Origin of the sequence: Bacillus sp. FSL W8-1141 (genome assembly GCF_038593205.1) — a bacterium.
Lineage (GTDB): Bacteria > Bacillota > Bacilli > Bacillales > Bacillaceae > Bacillus > Bacillus altitudinis.
This window is the reverse complement of sequence record NZ_CP151973.1, coordinates 954254-978332: the sequence shown is the minus strand read 5'-3', so window position 1 is coordinate 978332 and position 24079 is coordinate 954254. Positions and strand designations below refer to the sequence as shown.

General features: G+C 40.8%; 20 protein-coding genes. 4 read left to right on the top strand and 16 right to left on the bottom strand.

Annotated elements, in window-relative coordinates; all coding sequences use genetic code 11:
• Positions 1 to 42: 42 nt before the first annotated feature.
• Positions 43 to 1443, bottom strand: a complete 1401-nt coding sequence (locus tag NSQ52_RS04885) for an amino acid permease (protein ID WP_041507527.1) — start codon at positions 1441 to 1443, stop codon at positions 43 to 45.
• A 456-nt stretch (positions 1444 to 1899) separates the two neighbouring features.
• Entirely contained in the window at positions 1900 to 2730 is an 831-nt protein-coding gene (locus tag NSQ52_RS04880; RefSeq protein WP_007497097.1) for a C40 family peptidase, read from the bottom strand.
• A 354-nt stretch (positions 2731 to 3084) separates the two neighbouring features.
• Between NSQ52_RS04880 and NSQ52_RS04875 the strand changes: the two genes are divergently transcribed.
• Positions 3085 to 4449, top strand: a complete 1365-nt coding sequence (locus NSQ52_RS04875; RefSeq protein ID WP_096881187.1) for an alkaline phosphatase — start codon at positions 3085 to 3087, stop codon at positions 4447 to 4449.
• A gap of 50 nt (positions 4450 to 4499) precedes the next feature.
• Here NSQ52_RS04875 and NSQ52_RS04870 read toward each other — a convergent pair whose 3' ends face one another.
• Positions 4500 to 5915 carry a SpoVR family protein gene (locus NSQ52_RS04870; RefSeq protein ID WP_024719961.1) on the bottom strand — a complete coding sequence of 472 codons (1416 nt, stop codon included), beginning with the start codon at positions 5913 to 5915 and terminating at the stop codon, positions 4500 to 4502.
• 76 nt (positions 5916 to 5991) lie between these two features.
• Positions 5992 to 7191 (bottom strand): globin domain-containing protein, encoded by a 1200-nt coding sequence (locus NSQ52_RS04865; RefSeq protein ID WP_342473959.1) that lies wholly within the window; start codon positions 7189 to 7191, stop codon positions 5992 to 5994.
• 184 nt (positions 7192 to 7375) lie between these two features.
• Between NSQ52_RS04865 and NSQ52_RS04860 the strand changes: the two genes are divergently transcribed.
• Both NSQ52_RS04860 and NSQ52_RS04855 read left to right on the top strand, forming a co-directional pair.
• A complete protein-coding gene (locus NSQ52_RS04860) occupies positions 7376 to 7807 on the top strand; it encodes an Rrf2 family transcriptional regulator (RefSeq protein WP_041507532.1) in 432 nt (143 codons plus the stop codon).
• Positions 7808 to 7967: 160 nt separating this feature from the next.
• A complete protein-coding gene (locus NSQ52_RS04855; RefSeq protein ID WP_024719958.1) occupies positions 7968 to 9443 on the top strand; it encodes a catalase in 1476 nt (491 codons plus the stop codon).
• A gap of 45 nt (positions 9444 to 9488) precedes the next feature.
• Here the strand turns inward: NSQ52_RS04855 and NSQ52_RS04850 are convergent, their stop codons facing one another.
• Positions 9489 to 9752: a YqzG/YhdC family protein gene (locus tag NSQ52_RS04850; RefSeq protein ID WP_268381654.1), complete on the bottom strand. Its 264-nt coding sequence runs from the start codon at positions 9750 to 9752 to the stop codon at positions 9489 to 9491.
• A gap of 255 nt (positions 9753 to 10007) precedes the next feature.
• Here NSQ52_RS04850 and NSQ52_RS04845 point away from each other — a divergent pair, with 255 nt between their 5' ends.
• A complete protein-coding gene (locus tag NSQ52_RS04845) occupies positions 10008 to 10256 on the top strand; it encodes a YhdB family protein (protein ID WP_008349000.1) in 249 nt (82 codons plus the stop codon).
• A 158-nt stretch (positions 10257 to 10414) separates the two neighbouring features.
• On the opposite strand, the gene NSQ52_RS04840 is transcribed toward NSQ52_RS04845, so the two are convergent.
• From NSQ52_RS04840 to NSQ52_RS04790, 11 genes are all read right to left on the bottom strand, one after another.
• The gene (locus tag NSQ52_RS04840) at positions 10415 to 11065 is read right to left on the bottom strand and encodes a response regulator transcription factor (protein ID WP_007497084.1); all 651 of its coding nucleotides are present in this window, start codon (positions 11063 to 11065) and stop codon (positions 10415 to 10417) included.
• The gene (locus NSQ52_RS04835; protein WP_041507534.1) at positions 11062 to 12207 is read right to left on the bottom strand and encodes a GAF domain-containing sensor histidine kinase; all 1146 of its coding nucleotides are present in this window, start codon (positions 12205 to 12207) and stop codon (positions 11062 to 11064) included. Before NSQ52_RS04835 ends, NSQ52_RS04840 begins: the two co-directional genes overlap by 4 nt.
• 151 nt (positions 12208 to 12358) lie before the next feature.
• On the bottom strand, positions 12359 to 14104 hold the full coding sequence (locus NSQ52_RS04830; RefSeq protein WP_024719954.1) for a phospho-sugar mutase: 1746 nt from the start codon (positions 14102 to 14104) through the stop codon (positions 12359 to 12361).
• A gap of 144 nt (positions 14105 to 14248) precedes the next feature.
• The gene (gene glpD, locus NSQ52_RS04825) at positions 14249 to 15910 is read right to left on the bottom strand and encodes a glycerol-3-phosphate dehydrogenase (protein ID WP_327878707.1); all 1662 of its coding nucleotides are present in this window, start codon (positions 15908 to 15910) and stop codon (positions 14249 to 14251) included.
• A 139-nt stretch (positions 15911 to 16049) separates the two neighbouring features.
• Positions 16050 to 17546 (bottom strand): glycerol kinase GlpK, encoded by a 1497-nt coding sequence (glpK, locus tag NSQ52_RS04820; protein ID WP_342473958.1) that lies wholly within the window; start codon positions 17544 to 17546, stop codon positions 16050 to 16052.
• Positions 17547 to 17561: 15 nt separating this feature from the next.
• Positions 17562 to 18377 carry an MIP/aquaporin family protein gene (locus tag NSQ52_RS04815; RefSeq protein WP_008349011.1) on the bottom strand — a complete coding sequence of 272 codons (816 nt, stop codon included), beginning with the start codon at positions 18375 to 18377 and terminating at the stop codon, positions 17562 to 17564.
• Positions 18378 to 18592: 215 nt separating this feature from the next.
• Positions 18593 to 19150, bottom strand: a complete 558-nt coding sequence (locus tag NSQ52_RS04810) for a glycerol-3-phosphate responsive antiterminator (protein WP_017360356.1) — start codon at positions 19148 to 19150, stop codon at positions 18593 to 18595.
• Between the two features lie 175 nt (positions 19151 to 19325).
• On the bottom strand, positions 19326 to 20663 hold the full coding sequence (locus tag NSQ52_RS04805; RefSeq protein ID WP_342473957.1) for an aspartate aminotransferase family protein: 1338 nt from the start codon (positions 20661 to 20663) through the stop codon (positions 19326 to 19328).
• 240 nt (positions 20664 to 20903) lie between these two features.
• Entirely contained in the window at positions 20904 to 22496 is a 1593-nt protein-coding gene (locus tag NSQ52_RS04800) for a PucR family transcriptional regulator (RefSeq protein ID WP_144678974.1), read from the bottom strand.
• Positions 22497 to 22524: 28 nt separating this feature from the next.
• Entirely contained in the window at positions 22525 to 23442 is a 918-nt protein-coding gene (locus NSQ52_RS04795; RefSeq protein ID WP_007497064.1) for an AEC family transporter, read from the bottom strand.
• A gap of 83 nt (positions 23443 to 23525) precedes the next feature.
• Positions 23526 to 23942, bottom strand: a complete 417-nt coding sequence (locus NSQ52_RS04790; RefSeq protein WP_024719950.1) for a VOC family protein — start codon at positions 23940 to 23942, stop codon at positions 23526 to 23528.
• Positions 23943 to 24079 lie beyond the last annotated feature (137 nt).

The window sequence follows — 24079 nt, the reverse complement described above, 5'->3', positions numbered from 1 at the left end:
CTAAAAAGCCAGTCATACTTGACTGGCTTTTTCTGTACACTCTTATTTTTTGTTTAATTCGGAGTGCTTTCTTGAATATAAGAAATAGACAACAAGCCCAATGGCAAGCCAGATTAAGAAACGAACAAATGTGATGGTGCCAAGCTTATAAATGAGCAGTCCGCAAGATAGAATAGCCAAGATTGGAATGAGCGGCACTGCGGGGCATCTGAATGCTCTCGGTAAATCAGGCTGTGTTTTTCTCATGACAATGACAGCAACTGAAATCAAAATGAAAGCTGAAAGTGTTCCGATGTTCACTAGACTTGCCAACTCATCAAGCGGAATGAATCCACCCATTAATGCTGACAATGTCCCAAAGAAAAGAGTATTGATATAAGGTGTTTTATGTTTTGGATGAACCTTTGAAAGAACCTTTGGTACCAAGCCATCACGAGACATGGCAAACATGACACGTGTTTGGCCGTACAGCATGACAAGCATGACCGTGGTCATCCCTAAAATCGCCCCAACATCTACAATACCCGCCACCCAATTTTGACCGGCTACTTGTAAAACAAGAGACACTGGATGGGATACTCCCTCAAAGTTCATAAATGGAACAATGCCTGTCATGATGGCACTGACTACCACATACAACATGGTACAAATCAATAAGGAAGTGATGATTCCTCTTGGCAAGTTGCGGGATGGATTTTTTGTTTCCTCTGCCGCAGAAGCAACTGCATCAAATCCGATAAATGCAAAGAATACGAGAGCTGCTGCACTTAACACGCCTGAAGTTCCAAAAGGAACGAATGGTGTCCAGTTTTCAGGTTTTACATATTTCACAGCGACTAAAATAAAGAGCAGAATCACCGCAATTTTCATAATGACCATGATGTTGTTGACTCGTTTTGATTCTTTAATACCGAAGTACAGCAAGAAGGTGATGATCATTAAAATAATAAATGCAGGAAGATTAAAATATGTCACTTGACCCTTTAAACCACCTGGTGCTGCTGTTAATTCAACCGGTATATGAATCCCTATCCCATTTAAAAACGACACAAAGTAGCCTGACCAGCCTGCTGAAACGGCACTAGCGGCTAGCATATATTCTAATATCAAATCCCAGCCAATGATAAACGCTAAAAATTCTCCCATAGATGCGTACGTAAATGTATAAACAGATCCTGATACTGGCACTGTGGAAGCGAATTCCGCATATGACAATGCCGCAAATAAACATGCAAGACCTGCAATCACAAATGATAAAATAAGTCCTGGTCCTGCTGTAACGGCTCCTGTACCTGTCAGAACAAATATCCCTGTACCGATAATCGCTCCAATACCAAGCATCGTTAAGTCAAATGAACCTAATTCCTTTCTTAACGCTTTTTCCCCTTGTGTTGCCGCAATTAGCTCTGAAATGCTCTTCTTTCTAAACAACGAATTGCTCATACCATCACTCCCAAAACTTAGTATCCGTCTAAAGACGCCACCACTTCATAATTCACTTTATTTTCTGAATATTTAGATTTGATTTAGCGCAATAAATTGGTGGCGTAAAATTATTATATATGAAAATTAAAAAATGAAAACACTTTTTTTCAAAACAGAGTGAAAATTCTTATTTATCAACAAAATACTTGTCAATATTCATGGTAGATTTTCTTCAATCTTTATTCAAATCATAGCTTTGCCTCTTCTATTTATTATACAACATACAAAATTATACTTTTTTGATATAATTTTTATAAAGTGAAAATAAAATTATTCTTTTGATAACTTGTCTTCACTTTTGCTTATTTAAAAGCCTTTAGACTCATAGAGAGCTATGATAAAGGACTGTTTTAGCTGCGCAAACGATATACAAAAAAAGAGACTGCCTAGTAAGCAGTCTCTTAAGATCCATTATTAATTTACAAATGTCTTTGCGCCAAGGTAAATTGGCTTCCAATAGCTTGAAGTCATATCGCTGATCGTCACACCATCAGAAGCAGCGTGGATAAACTTGTTGTTCCCAAGGTAGACACCCATGTGAGATGGGCCAGATTTATAGGTTGTAAAGAAGACAAAATCTCCAACTTTAGGTGTTGAGACGCTTTTCATTGATCCCCAAAAACCTTCAGTCGTTTGTCTTGAAATCTTTGTTTGTTTGTTAATGATATACCACATAAAACCGCTGCAATCAAAGCCTTTCGGTGTCGTTCCACCCCATTTATATGGTGTACCGTTTTGTGCTTTCGCATCTGCTACGAGTTTAGACGTATTTAAAGAAGAAGTAGCAACTGTTTTTTCTTTGACAGGTGTTGGTTTCACTTTGGACGTCTTTTTCACTTTCAGCTTTTGTCCAATTTTAATCAGATCTGTTTTGAGTTTATTTAACGATTTCAGCTCTTTCACTGTCATTCCATATTTTTTGCCGATTTTAGATAAAGTATCTCCTTTGACAACTTTATGAGTGGCTGTCGTTGAAGACGCTTTTACTTTTGTTGTTGTTTTTGATGTTTTCGTTACCTTTTTTGAAGAAGTACCATTTACTTTTAAGGTTTGTCCAACATAAATAGTGTTAGATTTCAGTTTATTGTCTGATTTAATCTTACTCACGGTTGTTTTGTATTTTTTCGCTAGAACAGAAAGAGAGTCACCTTTTTGAACCTTTACTGATTGTGCTGAGGCAGCTCCGGCAAATAATGTCGTCCCAAGTAGAACTGCACTTGCAGCTGTGATCAATTGTTTTTTCATTTGTTCCTCCTGTATGTATCTATCGTGATCCGAATTTTTATCTACTTTCTATTATAAGGATCGAATACCAGAAGAAATAGTCTTGACTTCCTACGACATTATGCTTATTAATTCGGCAAAAAATATTTTTTTTTAGGGTTCTTTTTATTTCATTTTTATTACACAATCATGACAAAACAAATGCATCTTGTCATAGATAAATCATACATTCATTTCTCTTTTTGGTTCATTCTATGTAAAGTGGACCTTTACAATTTTAAAGTGAACTTTACGGTGCTGTCATTTGGAATCCACACTTCTGTTCTACCATTGTAAACGTGAGAGCGATACATAAACAATGAGGAGGCAAAATGAATGAGTGTGTTGAAAAGCTCGAAAACGAAAATAGCTGCAATCGCAGCCGCATCAGTGTTATCGATTGGTATTTTTTCAGGAATTGAATTTGGACAGGCTGACAAAGCTGAGGCTAAAAAGAAACCAAAAAATGACGTACAAAATGTGATCGTGCTCATTGGAGATGGCATGGGAACACCTTACCTTTCAACTTACCGCTCATTTAAACACAACGGTGATCTTTCCAAGCAAACAGCGTTTGACCCTTACCTCACTGGCATGCATAAAACATACCCTGATGATTCTAAAAGTAACATTACTGATTCAGCAGCAGCTGGGACAGCCATGGCAACTGGTCAAAAGACATACAACAACGCCATTGGTGTAAACAAAAATGGCAAAAAACTAAAAACAGTATTAGAAGAAGCAAAACGCAAAGGAAAGTCTACTGGTCTCGTCGTCACATCTGAATTAACCAATGCGACACCTGCTGCGTATGCCGCCCACGATGTTTCTAGAAAAAACACAGCAGCCATTGCTGATGATTTCTTCGATGAGAAAATTGGCAAACAGCATACAGTCGATGTCATGCTTGGCGGAGGACTGATCGATTTTGTCCGCAAAGATCGTGATTTGACGAAAGAATTTCAAAAAGCAGGCTATCGTTACGTAACCAATAAAGCTGAATTACAAAAAAACAAACAGCAAAAATTGTTAGGTATTTTTGCTGACGGTGGTCTCGATAAAGCAATTGATCGTGATAAAACGACCCCTTCCTTGCAAGACATGACATCCTCAGCCATCAAACAGCTGTCTAAAAACAAAAAAGGATTTTTCCTCATGGTTGAAGGCAGTCAAATTGACTGGGCTGGACATGACCACGATATTGTCAGTGCAATGAGTGAGATGAAAGATTTTGAAAAAGCATTTGAAGAAGCCATTCGTTTCGCAAAAAAGGATAAAAATACGTTAGTCATCACGACAGCAGATCATTCAACTGGCGGCCTTTCCTTCGGGGCAGACGGCTCGGGCAGCTGGGATTATCAGCCTGTCAAAGCAGCAAAAAAGACACCTGATTTCATTGCAAACAAAATTGTAGGGGGTATGACGGTCGAGACTGCGCTCAAACAATACATCGACCTTGATTTCACAAAAGAGGAAATCGCCTCTATTCAAAAGGCAGCTGAAACAAAAGATCCTGTTCAAATTGATGATGCCATCGAAAAAGTCATCAATACGAGGTCTCATACAGGCTGGACCACATCGGGTCATACAGGGGATGAAGTACCATTTTATGCTTATGGGCCAACAAGCGAACAGCTAAAAGGGCTCATGGAAAATACAGATCAAGCGAAACACATTTTCAAACTGCTGAAGAACCAATAAAGTGCTAATCACAAAAAAAGATGTCTATTCGTAGACATCTTTTTTGATCATTAAGTGAGATACTTCCTATGAACCCCTTTTCCATCGTATGAAAACATCACTTCTTTTCCTTCAAGAACTGACTCGATGTGCACACTTCTTCCCCATAGCTGATACAAATATGGAAGCACCTTTTCTAAGTATTTGAGATCGAGCTCAATGCCTTCATACCAATGTTTAATATAGAGTTCATTGTTTTTTAAATAGTCGCCATCGATGACTGTCAAATACGGAAAGCCGCCATTGACCCTCATACTGACTAGCTGATCACGGACTGCCTTCCATTCTTTATCAATGACTTTATAGTCTCTCCCCTGCTTTTGAAACAAGTACAAATCTTCCCTCATCACAAGGTCTTTCGTTAAGTAATTTCGAATAAAAGAAATGTCTGATTCAATTTCCCGCACTTCAAACATTTTGCTGCGACCCGACCCTTCCGTCACTCCTGCTTTTTTTAATTCCTCACATGGATGATCGTAGCGCTCTTCAATATCTTCAAAAATCTTCAGCCCTAAATAGTAAGGATTGATTCCTGTCTTAGATGGCTGCACGACACCTGCATTTAATTTGGCAAATTCAATCGATTCACTTGAATCTAAATCAAGTTCACGCATAATCCGCTGGTGCCAATACGATGCCCAGCCTTCATTCATGATTTTCGTTTCTAGCTGTGGCCAAAAATAGAGCATTTCCTCTCTCAGCATCGTCAGCACATCCCGCTGCCAAGGCTCTAGCTCCCGGGAGTGTGCCTCGATAAAGAGCAATATATCTTTTTCTGGCTTTGGGGGGAATTGCTTGATCGTTTTCTTTTTCTCACGTGTTTTCGGTTCATCCATTCCCCACAAATCATCATATGGCGTTTGACGTTTTGGTTTGTCCTCTTCATATTCATCTTCATCGTCGAGATTCCAGCTTAATTTTGAACGAACAAGCGACGGATCAATATGCTCCTGCAATGCCAATACAGCATCTAAAAAGGACTCGACTTCTTTTGTACCGTGGATATGTTCATATTCTTTAATTCGCTCTGCTGCCGCTGACATACTTTCCACCATATCTCGTTTAGTGTTTTGGAAACGGCAGTTGTTTTTAAAGAAATCGCAGTGTGCCAAGACATGAGCCACAATTAGTTTATTTTGAACAAGCGAATTGTTATCAAGGAGAAAGGCATAGCAAGGATTTGAATTAATCACCAGCTCATAAATTTTGCTTAATCCTAAATCATAATGAAGCTTCATTTTGTGAAATTGCTTTCCAAAGCTCCAGTGGCTAAATCGTGTTGGCATGCCATATGCACCGAATGTATAAATAATCTCCGCGGGACAGATTTCATACCTCATCGGATAAAAATCTAGACCAAATCCTTCTGCAATTTCTGTAATTTCATCAATGGCTCGTTGTAAAAGACGCTTTTCAGATACGCTCAAGGAAACCATCCCTCCTCATCGGACTTATCCCTACTATATGATCGTACCTAAAAAAACATGATGTTCAGCCAGTTGTTTAGACGACTTCCATCTCTTTCATGGACTGCCCGCCGAACGCTTCAAAATGGATATTCTCTTCCGGAATGTCCATCGCTTTTAGAATAAGGATCATCTCTTGAGTAAATGCTGGGGAACCGCAAACATAAAATTGGCCTTTTCCTTCACCAATGACTGATTGAAGAAAAGGTCGGTCAATCCGCGTAGCCACCTTCTCAACCAGCTCACTCTTTACACTCTTTTCAAATTGTTCGTTACAAAGGATAATACTCCCCTCTGAAGATGAAGTGAGGACGTGTTCAAACTCTTGTTCAAAAGCAGTTACATCCTCTAGTCTGTCTGCATGAATCATCGTGAATGGCTGATTGTTATGCGACGCTGTTTTCACTAAACCAATCATTGGTGTGACACCAGAACCGGCACTAATCAAATAAACGGGTTCTTTTGTTTCATCTTGCAAGCAGAACATTCCCTGCGGCATACTGACGTGAAGAACATCGCCTTCTTCCATTTCATCATGCAGGAATGTGGAGACATGCCCATCTCGTTTCACTGTGATGCGATAGTAAGATGGGTGATATTGATCTGATAAACTGTATTGTCTGCTGCATACATAGGCTTCACCCGGCATATCTACCTGCACCGTAATGTATTGACCAGCTTCATACATTGGTAGCTCAGATTCATCCTCTGGTACTAAATAAAAGGAAATGAGTGATGGAGATTCTTGTTTCTTTTTCTTCACAATAAACGGTTTGACATCTGCCCATCCACCAGTTTGTTTCACATTTTCAGCCATCATTTCTGTCTCAATGGTGATGAATATATTCGCAATGATGTCATATGCAGCCTTCCAAGCCAACAATGTGTCATCTTCCTCTGATAACCCAAATACCTCTTTCATTGCTTCAAGAAGGTGATATCCGACGATTGGGTACTGCTCTTTTTTCACCATGACACTGACATGCTTATGGGCAATTTGTTTCACAGCAGGAAGCAAGTCTGCCAAGCGGTCAATGTGCAGTGCAGCTTGATAGAGTGTTGCGGCAAGCGCCTCTGGCTGGCTTCCATTCATGAGATTTGTTTTATTAAACTGATTGAGTAGCTCTGGATGCTGTCTGATCATATTTTGATAAAAAACTGTCACAAGTTTTGTTCCCTCAGCTTTTAGAAGAGGGGCTGATTGTTTAATGGCATTCATTTGATCTGTGGATAACATCGTTATTCCTTCTTTCAAAAAGATGTATTTTAAATACATCTTTATCGTAATGGAAGACAACATATAAAAGCAATATTTATAATACATGTTTTAAATGTTGTCACATTTAGCACTTTCTCGAACAGTTTTTGTCTAAAATGTGTTACGATGATACAAAACTCTATTAGGTTTAGAGGTCGTCCAAATGAAACTTACGAATTATACAGATTTCTCATTAAGGGTACTCATTTATTTAGCTTCGAGAGAAAACAATGAACTGTCAAATATTCAGCAGATTGCCGATATTTATGGCATTTCGAAAAATCACCTGACAAAGGTAATTTACCATCTAGGAAAACGTGGTTATGTAGAAACGATCCGCGGAAGAAATGGTGGGATTAGGCTGGGGAAAAGCCCAGAAAGCATTAATATTGGTGAGGTTGTCCGCTATACAGAGGATGATTTAGTCATGGTTGAATGCTTTGATCCGAAGAAAAACAGCTGTATTATCTCCCCGATTTGTTCATTAAAGCACGTACTTCATGAAGCACTCACTGCTTATTTACGCGTTCTTGACCAATACACATTAAATGATTTAACACAAAACAAAGATGCTCTAAGAGAGCTTCTGCTCTAAGGCGAAAGAATTTATTTCTTTCGTCTTTTTCTTTACCTTCTTGTAATAATAATTTATTTAAAATTATTATAAATAAATATTGACTATCATGTTTGATTCAATATAATTAGGGTATATAGATTGCTAGAAACCATTTTTTGTTTACAGGAGGAGAAAAAGAATGACAAATTCTAATCATAAAAATTTGACAACGAATCAAGGCGTGCCAGTTGGCGATAATCAAAACTCAAGAACTGCTGGTCACAGGGGGCCTTCATTTCTTGATGATTACCATTTGATTGAAAAACTTGCACACTTTGACCGTGAACGTATTCCAGAGCGCGTCGTTCATGCAAGAGGCGCCGGCGCTTATGGTGTATTTGAAGTAGAAAATAGCATGGAGAAACATACAAGAGCAGCCTTCTTAAGTGAAAAAGGCAAACAAACAGACGTTTTTGTCCGTTTCTCAACGGTTATTCATCCTAAAGGTTCGCCTGAAACATTACGTGACCCTCGCGGCTTCGCTGTCAAATTTTATACAGAAGAAGGCAACTATGATCTAGTTGGGAACAACTTGCCGATCTTCTTTATTCGTGATGCACTCAAATTCCCTGATATGGTTCACTCTCTCAAGCCAGATCCTGTAACAAACATTCAAGATCCTGACCGTTATTGGGATTTTATGACGTTAACACCTGAATCCACTCACATGCTCACATGGCTCTTCTCTGACGAAGGTATTCCTGCGAACTACGCTGAAATGCGCGGTTCTGGTGTTCATACGTTTAGATGGGTAAACAAATACGGAGAAACAAAATATGTGAAATACCACTGGAGACCATCAGAAGGCATTCGCAATTTATCGATGGAAGAAGCTGCAGAAATTCAAGCAAACGACTTCCAACATGCGACAAGAGACTTGTATGATCGTATTGAAAAAGGAAATTATCCAGCATGGGATCTTTACGTTCAGCTTATGCCGCTCAGTGATTATGATGAACTAGATTATGATCCATGTGATCCGACGAAAACGTGGAGCGAGGAAGATTATCCGCTGCAAAAAGTGGGCCGCATGACACTGAACCGCAATCCAGAAAATTTCTTTGCTGAAACAGAGCAAGCTGCTTTCACGCCAAGTGCCCTAGTACCAGGAATTGAAGCATCTGAAGACAAACTGCTTCAAGGTCGTCTGTTCTCTTATCCTGACACGCAGCGTCACCGCCTAGGTGCAAACTACATGCGCATCCCAGTGAACTGTCCTTATGCGCCTGTTCACAATAACCAACAGGATGGCTTTATGACAACAACTCGTCCAAGCGGTCATATTAACTATGAACCAAACCGTTATGACGATCAGCCAAAAGAAAACCCTCACTACAAAGAAAGTGAACCGGTTCTTCACGGTGACCGTATGGTGAGACAAAAAATCGAAAAACCAAACGATTTCAAACAAGCTGGAGAAAAATATCGAAGCTACTCTGAAGAAGAGAAACAAGCATTGATCAAAAACTTGACAGCTGACTTGAAAGACGTAAATGAAAAAACGAAATTACTTGCGATCTGCAACTTCTATCGTGCAGATGAAGATTATGGACAGCGTTTAGCGGATTCACTCGGTGTGGATATTCGCTCATATCTTCAAGGAAGCATGAAATAAATCTTCTTTTCAGCTGGAGCACCTCTTTTTAAAAGAGGTGCTTTTTTATAACCGAAACACGTTAATACTAATCAAATGACCCGTCACCGGATGAAAATAAATTTCTGCATGTGCTGCAAATCGTGTGGAGCCTTCCTTCACGGTCACGCGAAACACATCTTTTGTTTGATCTTCATTCACTTGTGTACGTCCAATGTAATGATAATCGTTTAAAGCGGCGCCTTCATATTCATCTTGCAAGGCAGTATACGCAAGTCTTTCCCAATTCTCTGCCGGACGCTCGGCTGCTTGTGAAGATGGATGAATCATCAGACTGCCAAATAAAACAATTCCTGCTGCAAAAAGCATCCATAATTTCGGGTGCATGATATCAATATTCTCACTTTCATATCTATTTTGTATTTTGTTTAGGTTTTGCTGGTTGGTTCTTTTTCATACATCAAGCATTTATTCAGCCTATAATTCCCGGTACCCAGTTTATGCAGACACCAACTTTTCCCCTGAAAAAGTCGACCTGATCCGAGCAAACTAATGAGGACTTCTCAAGGGAAAGGAGAAGGTTTAATGAATGTGGCAGATTATGATAAGGCACTTTATTATACGCATCGCTCGCAGTGGGATAATTTACTTATTCTTATGGTACGTACGCAAGATGACTTGCTCTCGAAACGTATTGAGCATTTCTTACATGCGTATCAATTTAACCGGAACGATGCAGATGTTGAAAAATGTTTATATGGACTCCTGCAGTATATCGACCATGCTTCAGAGGCTGCCGTTGCTGAAGCATATGCTGAACCGATGTACACATAAAGGAAAAGGCTGATTTTCTTTCAGATTGTTGACATAGGGCTAGAATGAACTTTATTTTAGCTCTTTGTTTTCAGCCTTTTACTCACCGCCTTTCATAAAGAAGAAAAGACTTCATGAGAAATACTCATGAAGTCTTTTGGAATGTCCACCATGACTGTTTACAACAGCTCTTTCGGCTGATTTTTTTGATAATCTACCGCATATAGAGCGGCCTGAGTTCGATCTGCCAGCTCTAACTTTGATAGCACATGAGACACGTGAGTTTTCACAGTCTTTTCAGAAATAAACAGCGATGAGGCAATTTCTTTGTTACTTTTCCCTTTTGCGATTTCAAATAAGACATCACGTTCTCTATTGGTCAGTTCGTTCATCAATGCCCATTTCTGCTCTTTAGGTTCAGTTAGATGCTGGACAAGAAAAGCTGTAATATGACCATCTAGCTGGTACGTACCATTTTGCACCTCAATCATTGTCGTGAGAAGCTTTTCAGGTGCTACATCTTTGAGCTGATAAGCCTTTGCTCCCGCTTGGATAGCAGGGATCACATAGTCCTTATCTGCATAGCTTGTCAGAATGACAATGCGGACATCCGGCATATCCAGCGTCATTTGCTTTGTCGCCTCAATCCCATTCATTACAGGCATAGAGAGATCCATCAAGACAATGTCAGGCTTTGTCTGCCTCACTACCTGTAGTGCCTCTTCTCCATTGGATGCTTCACCAACGATGTCCACATCTGGCTGGGTTTGCAAGAAAAAGACCAGCCCTTTTCTGACAATGTGATGATCATCTGCAATGACTACCCTCATGACAATCCCTTCCTTTCTTGAGAAAATGGTACTTTCACATCAATCGTCGTTCCCTTCCCTAGCTCAGAATTGATGCAAAATGTACCTCCTGCTCTTCGGATACGGTCAGCCATCCCTTTCAGCCCAAATGAAGGAAGACTCATTTGTTCATCATACTGAAATCCCTTTCCCTGATCGATGATTTTCATACCAAACGTATCTCCTGATTGCTCCAGTTTGACCTCTACTTTCTCAACGCCCGCATGCTTTTGGCAATTATTTAGAGCTTCTTGGCATACGCGAAATAAGGTTTCGTGCTTTGAATGATCTATTTCCATACAGCCTGATAAAGACAATGAACAATTTAGACCTAAAAGCTGTGCATACTCTTCAATCGCTGTTGTAAATCCTTTTTCAAGCCCTTTTGGTCTTAACTGCCAGATGAGTGATCGCATTTCAATGAGGGCATCTTGTGATAAATGCTGAATAAAATCAATCATTTCACCTAATTTTTGATCACTTGTCATTTGACGCGCTGCCTTTGCAGTCAAACTCACGGAAAACAGCATTTGATTCACAGAATCGTGTAAATCCTGCGCAAGCCGGTTTCGTTCTTCTAAAAGTGCATGCTGCTGCTCATTTTGCACAAGCTTCATGCGCTGAATAGCCGTACCAATTTGCAGTGCAATACTTTCAAGCAGATTCAGCTCCTCCTGTGTAAATGTGACCTTCCCTTTTGCCGCCACATTTAATAAGCCAAACGTACGCTTACATGCTTGGAGCGGAACGGTTGCATGATGGGTAATTCCTTCTGTATCTCCAAGCTTTTGCTCAATCGCCGTTTCAATCCGTTTACAATTGATGATATTGGTAGCTGATTGCAGTGAGCCTTTCGTGTAGCGGTTGATGCAATAGCAATCGTTTTGACACATCAATTGCTTTCGATCCTTTGCCAACGCTTCAGGTAAGCATACTTCTGCCATTAGTTCATACGATCCGTCTTCTTCTATAAAATAAATCCATGCTGTTTGAAAGCCTGTCACTTCCATAAGCATATGAAGCACTTCATGAAGCGTTTCCTTCATTTCCATCCCTTCATTTAGCTTTTCAGCAATTTCTTTTAACGTTTTTAATGTTTTGACTTTTTCTTGGTAATCTCCCATCGTGTGTACCCCCGGCTTTTACTGCCTCTCTTATCAATATGTTGATTATACCATGAGCATCTGTGCGGCTCTTTCTCAAAAAGGATGATTTTTTCTCATCCTTTTGACTGAGAAAAAGCCATCATGCATGACATGATGGCTTTGTGATGTTTTATTTAGCTGTTTCTTCCACAATGTCATAGACGACTTTCATGACTTCTTCTGATAAGTGTTTCAGCTTTTCTTCGCTGTCTGTTAACGATGTGCCTTTGACTGCAATATAAAATTTGACTTTAGGCTCCGTACCAGAAGGTCGTAAACAAAACCATGAGCCATCTTCAAGGAAATATTTCAGGACGTTTGATGCCGGCAGATGAATCGTTTCTTCTTTCTTTTCAGCCACAAGGTGTCTTTGACTTGATTGATAATCCTCAATGACCGTAATGCGCTGACCGGCGATAGAAGCTGGCGGGTTTGATCTAAAGGTATGAAGAATAGCAGAAATCTGCTCTGCTCCTACTTTCCCCTTTAAGGTTAATGACTTTAACCCTTCTCTGTAAAATCCAAATTCCTTAAAAATATCAACAAGCGCATCATATAATGACTTCCCTTGTTTCTTATAAAAGGCTGCGACCTCAACTGCTAATAGCGCCGCTTGAACTGCATCTTTATCTCGTGCAAAATCACCGATCAAATAGCCGTAGCTTTCTTCATAGCCGAATTGAAACGTGTATTCTCCGCTTTCTTCAAACTGCTTGATTTTTTCTCCGATAAATTTAAAGCCAGTGAGCGTATCAATCGTGTCAGCTCCAAATGCTGAGGCAACAGCACGCCCAAGCTCACTTGTCACAATCGTTTTCATCACAACGGGGCGAGGCGGCAGCTGACCTAGTTTTTGTTTTTCAGATAATAAATAATGAAGTAGTAAGGCGCCTGTTTGGTTGCCGGTCAAAACGGTAAATTCACCATCATGATTTTTCACAGCGATACCTAATCGATCTGCATCTGGATCTGTCGCAATCAAAATATCAGCATTTTGCTTTTCGCCAAGCTTGATGGCGTATTCAAAAGCGGCATGCTCCTCTGGATTTGGAGACGTGACCGTCGAGAATTGCGGATCTGGTTTTTCCTGTTCAGGCACAACCGTCACATGCTTATAACCAAATGCCTGAAGTCCGTTTCGGACAGGTTTATTCGCCGTCCCGTGAAGCGGGGTAAACACCACTTTGACATCGACTTCTTTTGCAAGCTCAGGGTGCACACGAATCGTTTTTAATTTTTCCATATACGCTTGATCGATTTCTTCACCAATCATGCGGATCAAACCATTTTGCTTCAATACTTCTTCTGATTCCACTGAAATGGCTAATTCATTTTCGATGGCATCTACTTCTTTAATGACTTGATCTGCTTCAAATGGGGGCATTTGGCCTCCATCTTCTCCATAAACTTTATAGCCATTATATTCTGGCGGATTGTGACTTGCTGTCACAACAATCCCTGCAAAGGCATTCAGTTCTCGAACTGCAAAAGAGAGTTCTGGTGTCGGACGCAGTTCGTCAAATACGTATGTTTGAATGCCATGTGAAGCAAGTGTTTTGGCTGCTTCCATCGCAAATTCAGGAGATTTATGGCGTGAATCATAGGCAATGGCGACGCCTCTTTTTTTTGCATCCTCTCCATGTGCTGCAATATACGCAGCAAGACCAGCAGATGCTTTTCGAACAGTGTAAACATTCATTCGGTTCGTTCCAGCACCAATTTCTCCGCGCATTCCTCCAGTACCAAACTCAAGGTTTTTGTAGAAGCAGTCTTCAAGCGCTTGATGATCATCTTGATGTGCCTCCAGCCATTCCCTTAGTTCAGTATCCAGGTGCTTCTCATTGATCCAACGCTCATAATTCGTATTCCAACTCATGGTCGTCCTCCCAGCTCTTATCATCAATAAAATAACATCTACTGTTATTTTATATGGAATTATCCTTCATGTCATGTTATATCATGAACATATGAAAAAACGATGAACAAAATAAAAAAAGCCGATACACGATCGGCTTTTTACTTATTCAGCATCAAGCGGTACGACTGCTTCATGGAATAGTCGGTCTAATTCAGTTTGATGTTTCTGTTTTGTCGCTTCATCCCAGCCAAAACGATCTGCCATATAGTCAACAACAGGCTGAGCATACGTTTTTGCCCAATTGATATTAAATAATAGGCTGCCTGTTCTTCTCAAGAAGAAATCGACAGGTGTAACAGCCAATTCTTCTTCGATCGCATAGACAAGTTCAGCCAACACATATGCGGGAATGTTTCGTTTGTCTGCTTCCTCTTGAAGCTGCTCCACACGCTTGAAGACATTGCTGACGTTTGAGCCATATTTCTCAGCTAATTTTTGTGCAATCGGTTCTGTCAAACCAACGGATGCTCCTTCTGCCGTTTTCGCTTGAACAAAGGATGCCATATTTTTTGAACCGCCTACATGTCCGCCTGAAATTGGCATATGTTTCGTTTTACATGGTCCGAAATCTTTTCCAGTTTCCTCTTTAAGTCCATCACGTACAAGATTCACAATGTGTTCAGCCATTTTACGGTAACCTGTTAATTTACCGCCAGCAATCGTGATTAAGCCTGAAGATGATGTCCATACCTCATCCTTACGAGAAATTTCTGAAGGATCTTTTCCTTCTTCATGAATGAGTGGACGAAGACCAGCCCAGTTAGATTCAACGTCTTTCTCTGTAATATGAAGATCTGGGAACATATATTGAATGGCTTTGATCACGTAATCACGATCTGCTTTTGTCATACGCGGATGTTCCAGCTGTTTTTTGTAAACTGTATCTGTTGTTCCCACATACGTTTTTCCTTCTCTTGGAATCGCAAAGACCATTCGTTTATCAGGTGTGTCAAAGTAGATTGCTTGTTTTAATGGGAAAACAGATTGGTCAAATACTAAGTGAATTCCTTTAGTATGCTGTAAATGTTTCCCCTCTTTTGAGTGATCCTTGTCTCTTAGCTGATCGACCCAAGGACCAGTCGCATTGACAATCTTCTTCGCATATACGTCGTATGTTTTTTGCGTCATCACATCTTCAATGACAACACCGACAACTTTGCCTTTATCATAAATAAATTCTTTTACTTTCGCATAGTTGACCGCTTCTGCCCCGAATTTCACAGCCTCTTTCATGACTTCAATTGTCAGGCGTGCATCATCTGTACGGTATTCAACATAGTAGCCCCCGCCTTTTAAGCCATCCTTTTTCACTAGCGGTTCTTTTGCAAGTGTCTCTTTTGCACTTAGCATACTTCTGCGTTCACTATGCTTAACGCCAGCTAAAAAGTCATATACTCTAAGTCCGATTGAAGTTGAAAACTTACCGAATGTCCCGCCTTTATGCATTGGAAGAAGCATCCATTCTGGCGTTGTCACATGAGGACCGTTTTCGTATACGATGGCACGCTCTTTACCGACCTCTGCGACCATTTTCACTTCAAATTGTTTTAAATAACGAAGTCCGCCATGTACAAGTTTCGTTGAGCGGCTAGACGTACCTGCTGCGAAGTCCTGCATTTCCGCAAGACCGACACGCATTCCGCGTGAAGCCGCATCAAGTGCTGTACCAGCGCCAGTAATACCCCCACCAATGATAAACACATCATATGGTTTTTTTGTCATGTCCTGAAGCATTTGTTCTCTTTCTAAGCTAGAAAAAGTCATCTCTTGTTCCTCCCATGTTGTACGGTAAAGAAAAAGAGACCGCAAACACCCAAAGCGTATTTCTACACTTCGGTGCTTGCGGTCTCTCCAGTTCTCCAACCGTTCTATTAACTTACTTGAAGTATACCATACTTTTTGTTTATTTGAAAGCTTGAGCTGCTTTTACAGCCTTTTTCCACCCGTTGTATAACGAGTCACGGCTGTCTTCTTCCATTTTAGGTTCAAAGCGCTTGTCAAGGTTCCATTGTTTTGCAATGTCTGAACGGTCGTTCCAGAAGCCAACTGCTATTCCCGCAAGATAGGCCGCACCGAGTGCCGTCGTTTCATTAATTTCTGGACGTTCTACTGGTACATCGAGCAAATCACTTTGGAAGCCCATTAAGAAATCATTCTTTACAGCCCCGCCATCGACACGCAATGTTTTAAGTGAGATGTTTGAATCTTTTTCCATCGCATCTAAAACATCTTTCGTTTGATAAGCAAGTGATTCTAACGTTGCACGAACAAAGTGCTCTTTAGAAGTACCGCGTGTTAAACCGAATACAGCGCCTCGGACATCACTATCCCAATATGGTGTGCCTAAACCAACGAATGCTGGTACAACATATACGCCGTCAGTTGACTCAACACGCTCAGCATAAGCTTCACTGTCTTTTGAGTCTTTAAACATTCTAAGTCCATCACGCAGCCACTGGATCGCTGAGCCAGCAACGAAAATACTTCCTTCTAAAGCATATTCAACTTTGCCGTCAATGCCCCATGCAATCGTCGTTAACAATCCATGATCCGACTTAATTGCTTTTTCCCCTGTATTCATCAACATGAAACATCCTGTACCATATGTGTTCTTCGCCATTCCTTCTTCAAAGCAAGCCTGACCGAATAACGCAGACTGCTGATCTCCTGCCGCTCCTGCAATCGGAATATTTTTACCGAAGAAGTGATAGTCTGTTGTTTCACCATAAATGTGTGATGATGGTTTGACGTCTGGCAGCATGGAAGCTGGAACACCTAAAATATCAAGTAGTTCTTCATCCCATTTCAGATCGTAAATATTGAACATTAACGTTCTTGATGCATTCGAATAATCTGTCACGTGTGATTGACCGCCAGTCATTTTCCAAATGAGCCATGTATCAATTGTGCCAAAAAGCAAGTCACCATTTTCTGCTTTCTCACGAGCACCTTCTACATTGTCTAAAATCCATTTCACTTTAGTACCTGAGAAATAAGCATCAATGAGTAGACCCGTTTTATTTCTAAACGTTTCATTGTGCCCTTGCGCTTTTAGCTCATCACATATACCAGATGTTTGTCGTGACTGCCAAACAATTGCATTGTAAACGGGTGCGCCTGTATGTTTATCCCAAACGACAGCTGTCTCACGCTGGTTCGTAATTCCGATACCGGCGATTTGATCTGCTTCAATTCCTGATTCGATTAAAGCAGTTGAAATAACTGATAGAACAGAGCTCCAAATTTCATTTGCATTGTGTTCTACCCAGCCTGGGTTCGGAAAATATTGATTGAATTCCTTCTGAGCTGTATGGGCAATTTTACCTTCTTGATCAAATAAGATCGCTCTTGAGCTTGTTGTCCCTTGATCTAATGCGAGAATATATTTTTCTTTTGCCATGATGTTTTCCTCCCCTTACATACTTTCATTGACAGCATTTGTCTGGTTTTTCGTAGAAACATAGAGTCCTAACAATACCACAACTAAAATAACGCTTACAATCCAAAAGGCTGGTGTGACGTTCGCTTTAAAGGCTGCATTATAGAAAACACCGCCAAATGCACCGCCCAAAATTGGACCAACAACAGGAACCCAAGCATATTTCCAATTTGATGGACCTTTACCTGGAATCGGCAGAATGGCATGTGCGATTCTTGGACCTAAATCACGTGCAGGGTTAATTGCGTAACCAGTTGTACCACCTAATGAAAGACCAATTGCGACAATTAAGAAACCAACAATCAGCGGATTGACTCCGTCTGCAAATTTATTTGCACCAATCGCTAAAATTCCTACCACCAATACAAATGTACCAATGACTTCACTGAGCACGTTTGCAAAAGTATGCGGAATCGCAGGACCAGTTGAGAATACGCCTAGTTTTGCACCTGGATCGTCTGTCGCTTTCCAGTGCGGTAAGTAATGTAAGAAGACAATAATAGCTCCGAGTAATGCGCCAAGCATTTGACCGACAATATACATTGGAACATCAGCCCAAGGAAAACTTCCTTCTAATGCAAGACCTATTGTCAGCGCCGGGTTTAAATGTGCACCGCTGATTCCTCCAGTGGCATAAGCTGCAATTGCTACTGCAAATCCCCATCCGAAAGCGATTACAATCCAGCCGGACTGATAAGCGAGCGATTTCTTTAAACTGACTGCCGCACACACACCGCCTCCGAAAATAATAAGAAGCATTGTACCAACGACTTCACCCCAAAATGGTGTCATGAAAAATTCCTCCTCTGGTTCAGTTGCCATCCCCTATAAATGTGTAGAAAAGATAAAGAAAAAAGATCCACAACAAACATACTTTACATCAGGGTCATTTGTCACCTAGTAAAGCGTCGTTGTGGATCTCCGTTTCTCCATCACATGATATTAACTTAGTGCTATAGTAACAGAGGATGAAAACGTTGTCAATCAATTTTCACATTTTATCTTTTTCACTTTTGGAATGCTTTCCAAAGCTCTGTATTCGATGTGGTGACAGCTGTCGCCCCTGCTGCAAGCGCCCTTTCTACATCTTCTTTTGTTCGAATAAATCCTCCTGCAAATATTGGTATTCCAGCTCTTTCGCGCACTTCTGTAATTAAATCTGGCACGACACCCGGCAATACTTCAATAAAATCTGGACGATGTTTCCCGACAAACTCCATGCTTTTTTCCATCGCACTTGTATCAAGTAAAAACATTCGCTGGATGGCATATACCTTTTTCTGCTTGGCTTTTACTATGACAGAAGACCTAGTAGAAATAATGCCAGCTGGTTTCATTTCCTGACAAATAAATTCCGTTCCGTACTCATCATGTTTGATTCCGTGAATGAGATCGACATGGACAAACATTTTTTTATGATGCGCATTCGCCTCATTCATGATGCCCTTAAGCCGCCCTAAGTGAACATCTAGTAAGACCCCATATGTAAATGGACTTTTTAAAAATTCCTCAAATTGCTTCATATTGCGAACAGCAGGTAGAATGGGTTGATCATGAAAACTCATATGCCGTCTCCTTCTCGTGTGTATTGGTTCTATCTTCTCCTTACAGTAATAGAATCGCATGTTTTTTTCAATACACCTAGTGTACACATTGACCATTCAGCCTAGCAGATCGATTCAGACCTGATCCTTTCTGGACATAGAAAAAAGCATAGAAAAAAGCAGAGAAACCTCTCTGCTATAATTGCGCCATGCTTTCTTTTAAAGTATGAATAATGAATGAGGCGTCTTCATCAGTGATATTTAGCGGTGGTGCGAGCTGTGCCACGTTATTATAACCAGCCACTGTATCGCCATTTTTCCCGATGATCAATCCTCGCTTTTTACATTCTGTAATCAATTGACCGACTACACTTGGATCAGCTGGCTTTTTTGACGCCTGATCCTGCACAAGCTCAATCCCAAACAGCAGGCCTTTTCCTCTCACATCACCGACAAATGGATGCTCTTTTAACTCTTGCAAACGTTCGAGCATGTCTTGGCCAAGCGTGCCTGACCGCTCCACTAATTGCTCGTTTTCCATGATCTCTAGGTTAGCAAGTGCCACCGCACAGGAAGCAGGGTGACCGCCAAATGTATTCACATGCCGTAGCCTGTCATACGTATCTTCTCCTGCATACGCTTCATAAATGTCTCGTTTCACGCACGTTGCAGATAGCGGTAAATATCCACTTGTGATCCCTTTTGCCATGGTGATGATATCTGGTTTCACTTCCTCATGCATAAATCCAAACCGCTTTCCTGTCCGGCCAAAGCCGCATATCACTTCATCCACAATAAGGAGCGCTCCATGATCTTCACAGATTTCTTTCACCTTCTTCAAATATCCTTTTGGCGGCATTAAGATACCGCCTCCTGTAATCATCGGCTCCATGATGACCCCAGCAATGGTCTCACTTAATTCCCACGTCATCGCTTGATCGATTGCATCAGCACTTGCCAAGCTCTCTTGATCCTCAGGATGCCGGTACATATCAGGCGGTGCGACATGGATAAACCCCTGCCCTAACGGTTCATATTTGTACTTACGCTGCGCTTGACCCGTTGCGGCTAGAGCTGCTGCTGTGTTGCCATGATACGATCGATATCGGGAAATAAATTTTGTGCGTGTACTCTCTCCCTTTTGCGCATGATATTGTTTGGCAATCTTAAATGCCGCTTCATTCGCTTCAGAACCACTGTTAGAAAAGAAGATCACATAGTCCCCGCCTAGCCATTCATTGAGCTTCTCAGCCAGCTGAATCGCTGGCACATGGCTTTGTGTCAGTGGGTAGTAAGGCATCGTATTTAATTGCTGATACGCCGCTTCTGCAAGCTCTTTACGTCCATATCCGGCATTTACACACCATAGTCCTGACATTCCGTCTAAATAGCGATTTCCATGAATATCTGTCACCCATGCGCCTTCTGCCTCATGAATCACCATACTTTCATTTTCTTTGTTTGTCCCTTTCATATGATGCCAAATGAACTGATCATCTTTCGCCTGAAGATCTTGTGCGTTATGTGTTTTCATCTTCCCACGCCCCCATGTATCCGTTTTCATCATAAAAGAAACTTAAACCGGTCCTGCATATGACCTCTCCATTCATTATATGGATAAAAGTGAGGCATATGAAACTGAAACAAGACCGCCCGTGTCGTTACTCTCATTATAAAAAAGGGGCCAGACACATTACATTAGACAGATCGTCAACTGATTGAAAAGAACCATGAGACACTCTACTTGATCCCTTAGCAAATCTAACATATACCATTAATGGCGATTCCCCTGTAAAAATTCATAAGCAAGGATCGCAAATTCAAGCGCTTGACGTTTTGGCGCTTGCATCATATCCTCACCAAGTAAAGCATGAAGCTTATCCAATCTGTGATAAAGCGTCTGCCTCACAATATAGAGCTGGCTTGCGGTTTCTTTTTTAGAACCGTTTGTCTGTAAAAAGATATTCAGCGTCTGATAGAGCCTGCCGCTATTTTGTTTATCATATAAAATCACCGGCTCTAAATACTCTTTCACCATGCATTCTAATAACCCGCTTTCTTTCATGACAGGCATCAACCGAAGCATATGTAAATCTTGATAAAATGGGCTTTTTATCCGTTGCGGCATCACTTTCTTTAAATGCAGCACTTCTTTCGCTGCTTGAAAACTTTTTCTCATAGACTGAAATTGCTCACAATATGAACCGATTCCATAATTGATGACTGCCTCGCCGGGCTTCTCACGGTCATATAATTGCGTGATGTCGTTTGCCGCTTTTTCTGCACGCTCTTTCCAGTCCTCAACTTTTCTTGTATTCAATAAAATAAATAAGGTTTGTCCTTGATGCTCGTACACAATCAAATAGAAACCAGCACGCTGAAAAATAGAACGGCAAGAGACAAGAAAATAAAGATTCCCTGCGATTTCTTCTATTTGGTGGTTTTTTTGAAAGAGCATCACCACACAGCCGGTCGGTTTTTTCAGTCCTTCTGTTTCCTCAAGGTGTTCTATGATTTCTCTTTCTGTATGCTCTTCATGAAACCATTTTTGCAGCCATTCATTCTCTTTTGTCTTCTTCAGCTCTTCTGTATACATCTCTCTTAAAGTTTGCTGGGCAAGGGCATTCGCTCCTTTATCCATCACAAGCAGTTCAAATTCCGAGAGCGTGTTCGATTGATGAATGAGGACGAGGTCTGCAAAGGTTTGTTTGAGTGCAAGGACTTGTTTTTGCGTCACTTCATATCCTTTTGGTAATGAAGCATATTGTAAATAATTCATCACAAGCTCTTCTGTTTGTTTGGATGAATCACATAAAATAATCGGCTCACCTTGAACAGGGATCAGCAGTAGTATCCCTCTCACGTGCTGATACACTTGATCCAAAATATCCATCTGCGGATGAGGAGTCAATAAAAGCTCATTCAACTTGGACGACAGTGTTTCTAAATCCGCCATCATCTGATACTGACGCTCAATCATCATCGTATGGAGATGCTGTGTAATATTGACGAACTTCACTTCTTTTGTAAACAGAATAAGCGGAAAATCACGTTCTTCTGCATAAATAATCAGTTCTTCCGGTACATCAAACCGGAGCGGTACAAATTCAATACATAGTCCAGCCGCACCTGAGTCAATCAACTGCCTTAAAAACGCCTGAAAGACTTCCAATTGATCATGGAAGCCCGCGGCCGTCGTTAAGATCAGCTCGCCTCCGTTTAACAAATCCTCTACAGCAGGCACTTCAAGTACATGTACCCATTTTACCTGCCGAAACAATCCCTTTTCCCCAGCTAACACTTTCGCATGCGTAAAATGCTTCGTTTTTAACACATCACTTACTTGAAAATGAACATCTACATTCATTCATAAGTCCCCCTTTGTTTGCCGTCCCCTATCCCAGAGGGTGCATGGATAAAATCCATAATAAAACAGGTAAAGTCACAATACTTAAAATCGTACTGAGAAACGTCGTGCTTGAGACAAACTCAGGCTTCGTTCGAAATTGCACAGCCATCAGCGTTGTATTCGCCGCTGTCGGCATCGCTGCAACTAAAATCATAATTTGTTTCACCAAATCATCTACAGGTAAAATAAGTGTAAAACCAAAGGCGATGAGAGGTGAAATAAACAGCTTGAGCAGCACCGCATAGGAAATATTGCGATAATCCACTTGTTTAAAAGAAATCACTGCGAGCTGCATACCTAAAATCAGCATAATCGTTGGTATCGCTGCATCCCCGACCAGCTGAACACCTGTCATAAGCTCTTTAGGTAATGAAAGGTCAATGAGCTGAAATAATAAACCAAGAAGAGCCCCGTAAGCAACCGGCATACGCAGCACTTTTTTTAGAACGACCTTCAAGTCTCCCGCGTCCTCTCCACCTTTTGCTGCATAATACATGCCGATCGTACTCATGACGAGCTGCTGAAGGACCATTAGCACAATCGCAATATCTAAACCAGCTGCTCCAAAAACAAGAAGGACAACAGGCGTGCCGTAATTTCCATTATTCATAAATGCTGATGACAAAATCATGGCACAATACGTTTCATTCGAATACCCGTAAATTCGAGATAAAATGAAGACACATAAAACAAGTGAAAGACAAAGCCCTACGACAAATATAGATAAGTACACATAGTCCATCGATACTTTATTTTGATAAAAGGTTTCAAACGCAAGAAAAGGTGACATTAAATATAAAGACATTGATGAGAGCGTATGTATATCAAAACCAATTGTCTTCTGCCCAATATACCCTATAAGGAATATGCCGAACACTGGCATTAAGACAAGTAAAAACTCCATGCAGCACCTACTTTTCTCTAGATGAATTCCTTATTTTTTACCCTCTTATCATACCACTGATCATCAATAAAAAAGAAGCACCCTTATGAAAGGTCGCTTCTCTCCTCATCCATATAAAACACTTCCCATAAATGACCATCACGATCCTGAAAGCTCCAGCCATACATGAAATCATGGTCTTGTTTTTCCTTAAACGGTGAACCACCAGCTGCGATCGCACGCTCTACAAGCTCATCAACCTCTTCCCTCGTCTCGACCTGTAAAGAGATAATGACCTCTGCGCCATTTCTGGCATCTACCAATTCCTTCTCTGAAATGGATTGGAAATGCTTAAGTGATAACAGCATGACTGTGATCGTCTCATTCATCACAAAACAAGCAGCATGTTCATTCGTCAGTTCTTGTTGAAAGTCAAAACCTAGCTGTTCAAAGAAATCCTTTGACTCATTTACATGCTTAACCGGCAAATTGATATACAGATGTTTAGATTCTCGCCCCATATCCCTCTCCCTTTGTAAAACATCATTTCCATTCAGTATATTCGTCTTTTCATTTGGCATCCCTTTGTCGCATGAAAAAATAAGCGGTAAGCCCCATTACCTTATTTTAACAAAAATGTATAATAAATCTCGTGCAC

Excerpts from the sequence above, each read along its gene's own strand:
- NSQ52_RS04830 (WP_024719954.1), bottom strand. The coding sequence starts at position 14,104 with ATGAGTTGGAATACGAATTATGAGCGTTGGATCAATGAGAAGCACCTG.
- NSQ52_RS04855 (WP_024719958.1), top strand. The coding sequence starts at position 7,968 with ATGACAAATTCTAATCATAAAAATTTGACAACGAATCAAGGCGTGCCA.
- NSQ52_RS04810 (WP_017360356.1), bottom strand. The coding sequence starts at position 19,150 with ATGAGTTTTCATGATCAACCCATTCTACCTGCTGTTCGCAATATGAAG.
- NSQ52_RS04865 (WP_342473959.1), bottom strand. The coding sequence starts at position 7,191 with ATGTTATCCACAGATCAAATGAATGCCATTAAACAATCAGCCCCTCTT.
- NSQ52_RS04790 (WP_024719950.1), bottom strand. The coding sequence starts at position 23,942 with ATGGGGCGAGAATCTAAACATCTGTATATCAATTTGCCGGTTAAGCAT.
- NSQ52_RS04815 (WP_008349011.1), bottom strand. The coding sequence starts at position 18,377 with ATGACACCATTTTGGGGTGAAGTCGTTGGTACAATGCTTCTTATTATT.
- NSQ52_RS04805 (WP_342473957.1), bottom strand. The coding sequence starts at position 20,663 with ATGAAAACACATAACGCACAAGATCTTCAGGCGAAAGATGATCAGTTC.
- NSQ52_RS04875 (WP_096881187.1), top strand. The coding sequence starts at position 3,085 with ATGAGTGTGTTGAAAAGCTCGAAAACGAAAATAGCTGCAATCGCAGCC.
- NSQ52_RS04800 (WP_144678974.1), bottom strand. The coding sequence starts at position 22,496 with ATGAATGTAGATGTTCATTTTCAAGTAAGTGATGTGTTAAAAACGAAG.
- NSQ52_RS04880 (WP_007497097.1), bottom strand. The coding sequence starts at position 2,730 with ATGAAAAAACAATTGATCACAGCTGCAAGTGCAGTTCTACTTGGGACG.
- NSQ52_RS04885 (WP_041507527.1), bottom strand. The coding sequence starts at position 1,443 with ATGAGCAATTCGTTGTTTAGAAAGAAGAGCATTTCAGAGCTAATTGCG.
- glpD (WP_327878707.1), bottom strand. The coding sequence starts at position 15,910 with ATGACTTTTTCTAGCTTAGAAAGAGAACAAATGCTTCAGGACATGACA.
- NSQ52_RS04840 (WP_007497084.1), bottom strand. The coding sequence starts at position 11,065 with ATGAGGGTAGTCATTGCAGATGATCATCACATTGTCAGAAAAGGGCTG.
- NSQ52_RS04795 (WP_007497064.1), bottom strand. The coding sequence starts at position 23,442 with ATGGAGTTTTTACTTGTCTTAATGCCAGTGTTCGGCATATTCCTTATA.
- NSQ52_RS04860 (WP_041507532.1), top strand. The coding sequence starts at position 7,376 with ATGAAACTTACGAATTATACAGATTTCTCATTAAGGGTACTCATTTAT.
- glpK (WP_342473958.1), bottom strand. The coding sequence starts at position 17,546 with ATGGCAAAAGAAAAATATATTCTCGCATTAGATCAAGGGACAACAAGC.
- NSQ52_RS04845 (WP_008349000.1), top strand. The coding sequence starts at position 10,008 with ATGAATGTGGCAGATTATGATAAGGCACTTTATTATACGCATCGCTCG.
- NSQ52_RS04850 (WP_268381654.1), bottom strand. The coding sequence starts at position 9,752 with ATGATTCATCCATCTTCACAAGCAGCCGAGCGTCCGGCAGAGAATTGG.
- NSQ52_RS04835 (WP_041507534.1), bottom strand. The coding sequence starts at position 12,207 with ATGGGAGATTACCAAGAAAAAGTCAAAACATTAAAAACGTTAAAAGAA.